Origin of the sequence: Stenotrophomonas sp. PS02300 (assembly GCF_029959395.1) — a bacterium.
Lineage (GTDB): Bacteria > Pseudomonadota > Gammaproteobacteria > Xanthomonadales > Xanthomonadaceae > Stenotrophomonas > Stenotrophomonas maltophilia_AD.
The window spans coordinates 1-5,301 of record NZ_JASCOP010000191.1; the positions used below are offsets into that span (position 1 = coordinate 1).

Annotated in this window: 6 protein-coding genes and 1 pseudogene; all 7 read right to left on the reverse strand. The window is 67.8% G+C overall.

The features are described 5' to 3' along the window. Positions 1–122 precede the first annotated feature (122 nt). Positions 123–1,487 carry a VOC family protein gene (locus tag QMX79_RS19830; protein ID WP_282248306.1) on the reverse strand — a complete coding sequence of 455 codons (1,365 nt, stop codon included), beginning with the start codon at positions 1,485–1,487 and terminating at the stop codon, positions 123–125. A gap of 295 nt (positions 1,488–1,782) precedes the next feature. Beyond that, positions 1,783–2,337 (reverse strand): hypothetical protein, encoded by a 555-nt coding sequence (locus QMX79_RS19835; protein ID WP_282248307.1) that lies wholly within the window; start codon positions 2,335–2,337, stop codon positions 1,783–1,785. Positions 2,338–2,341: 4 nt separating this feature from the next. Then, positions 2,342–3,091 carry an HAD family hydrolase gene (locus tag QMX79_RS19840; protein WP_282248309.1) on the reverse strand — a complete coding sequence of 250 codons (750 nt, stop codon included), beginning with the start codon at positions 3,089–3,091 and terminating at the stop codon, positions 2,342–2,344. A 95-nt stretch (positions 3,092–3,186) separates the two neighbouring features. Then, complete coding sequence (locus tag QMX79_RS19845) at positions 3,187–3,606, reverse strand: EF-hand domain-containing protein (RefSeq protein WP_282248310.1); 420 nt, start codon at positions 3,604–3,606, stop codon at positions 3,187–3,189. Between the two features lie 219 nt (positions 3,607–3,825). Then, a complete protein-coding gene (locus QMX79_RS19850) occupies positions 3,826–4,203 on the reverse strand; it encodes a hypothetical protein (RefSeq protein WP_282248311.1) in 378 nt (125 codons plus the stop codon). A 38-nt stretch (positions 4,204–4,241) separates the two neighbouring features. Next, positions 4,242–4,973 carry a M15 family metallopeptidase gene (locus QMX79_RS19855; protein ID WP_282248312.1) on the reverse strand — a complete coding sequence of 244 codons (732 nt, stop codon included), beginning with the start codon at positions 4,971–4,973 and terminating at the stop codon, positions 4,242–4,244. After that, a pseudogene (locus QMX79_RS19860) lies at positions 4,927–5,301 on the reverse strand (penicillin-binding protein); the annotation flags it as partial. The pseudogene QMX79_RS19860 and the gene QMX79_RS19855, both read right to left, overlap by 47 nt.

The following is a 5,301-nucleotide window of genomic DNA, read 5'->3' on the forward strand; positions in this document are numbered from 1 at the left end:
TTCGCCGCGGTGATGGCCGGTACACCGCGGCCATTCGCGGTGGTGATTGCCGGTACACCCCGGCCATTCGCGGTGGTGATCGCCGGTAGGCCACGACCGTTGGTCGTGGCGCACGCAATGCGTCAACCGCGCAGGCGGTCGAGCGACTCCTGCTGCAGGCGCTCGTAGATTACGAACTCGTCTTCTACCTTCATGCCCAGCGCCTGCTCGAACGCATCGCGGTTGGCGTGGGCGGCATAGGCACGCTGCTCTTCGCCGCCGAGGTTCGACTGGAAAATACCCGCGGCACTGACCGGCAGGAAATCTTCGTAGACGATGGGGTCGGCACTGGCCAGCCCTGCCGCCACCAGCGCTTCGGCCGGCAGGTCAGCCACGGCGGCCGGGTTGGCGCGGCCGGCATCGGTGAGTGCGTAGCGGTAGTAGCCCAGCCCTTCGCGGCGCAGGGTGTCGTGGTCGTCCGGGAACGCGGTGAACGCCGCCGCCAGGCGCGTGGGGTAATCCTGCCCGGTGCTGCCGGCGCCGCCGGCATCGCGCGCCTGGGCCAGCAGCTGGTCGTACAGCGCGCGGCCCTTGGGGGTGAGGGCAAGGCCACGCTGTTCGATTTCGCCGAAGCGCGCGGTGTGGGTACCGGCATCGCCGCCTTCGCCATCGGGGAAGTTCACCGTTTCCTCCAGCGCCTTGAAGCTGGTCTGGCGCAGCAGGATCGGGCAGCGGCGCGGCGGCGGGCCTTCGACCACGGCCTTGGCATCGATGCCACGGGCCAGCATGCCGGCCTGCGCGGCGTCGATATCCAGCGTGCGCGGGGTGAGGTGGTTGATGTGCGGGCCACGGAAGCTGACCACGTCGGCCACCAGGCGGTGGGCGTCGTGCAGGGCGTGGTAGGTGGCCAGCGAGACGGTGGCATCGCTGTGCCAGCGGAAGGTTTCCAGCGCGGCCAGCACGAAGCGGCGCGCGTCGTTCTGGTCCAGCCCGCCTTCGCGTTCGGCCTGGTCGATCAGCGCCAGCGCTTCATCGGTGAAGATGCGGCGGCGCGCGAGGATGCGTGCGGATTCGTCGCGCAGGGCTTCGTCTTCGATCAGTTCCAGGCGCAGCAGCGAGGTGAACACGCGGAACGGGTTGGCGGCCAGCGCGGACGCGGTGCGCGGCCGGAAGGCGGTGGAATGCACCGGCACGCCGGCCACGGAGAGGTCGTAGTAGCCGATGGGGTGCATGCCCATCACCGCGAACACGCGGCCCAGGGTGGCCAGCTCGTCGGCGGTGCCGACGCGGATGGCGCCGTGGCGTTCCTGCGCCAGGCGGCCGCGCTCGTCATTGCGCTCGAGCTGCTCGGCCAGCGCCGGGTTGTCGGTGAGCACGGCATCGTTGATCTCGGCCACCAGGTCGACCAGGGTGCCGTACAGCGGCACTTCGGTGCGGTACATGGTGGACATGGCCTGGGCGAACAGGCTGCGGATATCGTCGGGTGAAACGAAACGGTCGGCGCTCATTACGTACTCGGCAACGGATCACGGGGAACAGCAGGTCCCCATTGTCGCCGAGGAAGCGGGATGCGGCGAGGTGCACAGCAGCATTGACGAGGGTGCCCCACACGTCGCATGGATGGGTAGGGTCGGTTCCCAAACGACCGCCGATAACCGGTCAACACCCGGTAAGGCATGACCTCGAAACGGAGCAAGAGCCGTCCCCGCCGAAGGTCACGCCATCACCGAACGCGGACAGTTCCACGGCAGTCGATCGGGATGCGACCCTACCGGTAGTCCGGCGCAGATGGGGCTTGGAGGGTCAGCGGGCGCGCTTGGTTTCGGCGTCAGCAGCGGCTTTGTCGCGCTGGGCGCGGTCGCCGAGCTGGCGCTTGAGGGTGGCGTCGAGGGTGACCGGGCGGTCCCAGTGGTCGTGGCTGGCCACGATGGCGTGGCGCAGGGTGCGCCAGTGCGGGTTGCTGGGGGTGACCGGCATCTTGGTCACCACTTCGGCCCAGCGCTTGTCGTCGCCTTCGTCGGGGACGAAGCGCGACCAGGCCTGCACGGCATCCCGGCACGAACGCTCGGTGGCCTTGGCCCAGAAGCAGGCGAAGTAGATGTCGCCCGCCTGCCAGCCATGGGTGTAGAACAGCGCGGCGATATAGTCGCGCGGGACACTGGCGTAGCGCGCTACTTCGTCGAGGAAACTCTCCGGGTAGCGCTCGGCGTAATGGTTGATGTCCTGCAGCTGGGCATCGACCCAGGCGTCACCGGTGTGGACCTGGTAGGCATGGGACTTCTCCGGGGTCTGCTGCGCGGCCGCCAGCAACGGCAGCCACAGCAGCACGGCAACCAGCAGCAGGCGCAGGCGCTTCACCGGTTCAGCCGCCCGCGGCCTTGGCTTCGATGGCGCGCAGGGCCTGCGGCCAGTCGAAGGCGGTGGCGGCTTCGACCATGCGCGGCTCATCGGCGGCCACGCCGTGCTGGGTTTCATGCGCCCAGGTCACTGCGTACGGGGTATGGATGCCCCAGCCACCCAGGGTGACCACCGGTTCGATATCCGAACGCAGCGAATTGCCGACCATGACGAAACGCTCCATCGGCAGGTCGAACTCTTCGAGCACGCGCGCGTAGGTTTCCGGGTCCTTCTCGGACACGATCTCGATGCGCGGGAACAGGTCACGCAGGTTGGCAACCTTGATCTTGGCTTCCTGGTGGAACAGGTCGCCCTTGGTGATCAGCACCACCGGGTAATCGCGGGCGATTTCGGCGACGGACTCCCGCACGCCGTCGATGATGTCGACCGGGTGGCGCAGGGTGTCGTGGCCGATGTCCAGAATCAGCTGCAGGTCGCGTGCGGCAATGGTCTTTTCGGTGATCTCGATGGCCGCTTCCAGCATCGACAGGGTCATGCCCTTGACGCCGTAACCGAACACGCCGAGGTTGCGCTGCTGCACTTCGAGGAGGTGGCGCGCGGTGGCGGTGTCGTGCACGTCGATGTAGCGCGACAGGATGTCGAGGTAATCCTGCTCGGCCTTGCGGTAATAGTCCTCGCTCTTCCACAGCGTGTCGTCACCGTCAAAACCGACCAGACCGATGGCGCCGGTGGGCGCGGGCATGGAGGTCATCATCGGGCAAGGATACCAAGCCAAAAAGAAGGAAGGGCGGCCCAAGCCGCCCTTCCAGGCCATTCACCGTAGTCCAGCGGCTTCAGGCGGTTACGCGGTTAGCGGCCCGGCGCAGCGTTGCCACCGGCTGCGGCGCCCTGCTGGGCGGCAACGTAGGCCTTGTACTCGTCCGGGGTGAGCTTGCCGTCCTTGTTGGTGTCGGCCTGGTCAAACACCTGGGCAAGGCCGGCGTTCACCTGGGCCTCGGTCTTGCTGATGGCGCCGTCACCGTCGGTATCGACGCTGGACCAGGTCTGGCCGCCACCGCCGCCGCCGGCCTGCGCCGAGGCCTGGGCGGCCGCGCCGGTGGCCGCATCTGCCGCCTGGTCTGCCTGTGCCGCCGACTGCTGGGCCTGCGCGGCCTGGGTCTGGGCCTGCGCGGCACTCTGCTGTGCGGTCTGGGCCATCGCCGGAATGGCCAGAACACTGCCGGCGGCGACGATCAGGGCGATCAGGGGCTTGCGGTTGCGAATAGTCATTTGGGTGGTCTCCTTGTGGGATGTTGCGCGGCTCGTTGTTTCCGCACGGCCCCACACTGACACTCCGTTTATGAATCGACCTTGCCCTGCAACCGGCCTGCGCACGCGGTCTTAACCACACGCGCGCAGCGCTCCGTTACCCCTGCGGTTACGCGCAGGTGAGCGGTTGGTAAGACGATCATTCAATGCACCCGGATTTAACCGGAAGCAAACGAAAACTCAGGGGTTGCTGGCGCTTTTTTCGCCTGAGCGGGAACTGAATATCAGCCAGCCCAGTGCAACACCACCGAGCGCACCGGCCACTTCAATCACCACGCGCGAGCCCAGTTCGTTCGGATCGTGGATGGTGGCCAGGAACAGGCGCGCGTACAGCGGCGACTCCAGCCGCATCATGCCCATGTAGAACAGGTTCCAGGCATCGATGCCGGCCGCGCCCACTACGCTGATGACGCAGGCCCAGCCGATGGCGTGCCCATCCGACCACCCGGCCCAGCGGCACACGCGGTGCCACAACGCATACACCAGCACGCCCAGCAGCAGGGCAATGAGCCCGGCTTCCAGCGTGCCCAGCAATCCAAAGTGCAGCGGCAGGTTCATCGTGATCCGTGGGTTCGGTGAGCGCGCATTGTAGGCGCTCAGCGCACCGGGACGTCGTAGGCCGTGCGGGGACTGGGCTCGGGGCTGAGGGTGTAGTGCCACCACTCCTGCGGGTAGTTGGCGAAGCCCTGGCGCTGCATGGCCTGCAGCAGGGTCTGCCGGTTGCGGTACTGGGTGGGGGTGATGTCGGTGGCGTCGGTATGCGCGCGCGGGCCGAAGAAGTCGAAGTCGGTGCCCATGTCGACCACGCTGCAGGGGTCGCTGCGGCAGTCGAGCAGGCCCAGGTCGACGGTGGCGCCGCGGCTGTGGCCGGAGGTTTCGGCGATGTAGCCGCCCAGCAGCGCCGGCTTGTCCAGCCCGGGGTACTGCTGCGCCTTGCGCGATTGTTCCAGCGGGTCGTTGGCCCAGGCCACGAACGCGTGCACCGACTGCGCCGGGCGGTAGCAGTCGAACAGCTGCAGGCCGTAGCCATTGGCGCGCAGGTCGGCTTCGACCTGGGCCAGCGCCTTGGCTGCCGGGCGCAGCAGGAAGCATTTGGCGGCTTCGTAGCCCGGCACCGGGCGGCCGGTGAAGTTGTTGCTGCCGGCGTAGCGGATGTCGAGCTTGATGTCCGGCGCCAGCGTGGTGATGTCGACCAGGCCGGCCTGCTCGGCGGTGCGCACCAGGGCGATGTGCACCGGCTGGGCCGACACCACCGCCGGCGCGGCCAGGGCGAACAGCAGGCTAAGGGCAATCGCCGATGCGGGTGAAGTGCAGGTCCTGGTAGTCATAGCTGAAGTCGATATCCGGATCGATCGCGCTCAGGCGGAGCGCCGGCGGGGTGCCCGGCTCCACCTGCAGCCAGGGTTCTGCATCCGCCCCGAGGGTATCCCACTGCACCAGCCAGCGGGTATCGAGCTGCATCACGGTTCCGCGCAGTGTGGGCGATTTGTCCACGCTGAAGCGCAGGGTGTTGTTTTCCGGGCAAAGACGGGCCTGGCCGAGCCAGGGGTCGCGATAGAGGCCTTGCACGGCTGCGGGATGGTCGCCACCGCGTAGAGCCACGCCCTGCGTGGCTGCGGGATGGTCGGCGCTGCCCAGCCACGCAGGGCGTGGCTC

Excerpts from the sequence above, each read along its gene's own strand:
- QMX79_RS19830 (WP_282248306.1), bottom strand. The coding sequence starts at position 1,487 with ATGAGCGCCGACCGTTTCGTTTCACCCGACGATATCCGCAGCCTGTTC.
- QMX79_RS19840 (WP_282248309.1), bottom strand. The coding sequence starts at position 3,091 with ATGATGACCTCCATGCCCGCGCCCACCGGCGCCATCGGTCTGGTCGGT.
- QMX79_RS19845 (WP_282248310.1), bottom strand. The coding sequence starts at position 3,606 with ATGACTATTCGCAACCGCAAGCCCCTGATCGCCCTGATCGTCGCCGCC.
- QMX79_RS19850 (WP_282248311.1), bottom strand. The coding sequence starts at position 4,203 with ATGAACCTGCCGCTGCACTTTGGATTGCTGGGCACGCTGGAAGCCGGG.
- QMX79_RS19855 (WP_282248312.1), bottom strand. The coding sequence starts at position 4,973 with ATGACTACCAGGACCTGCACTTCACCCGCATCGGCGATTGCCCTTAGC.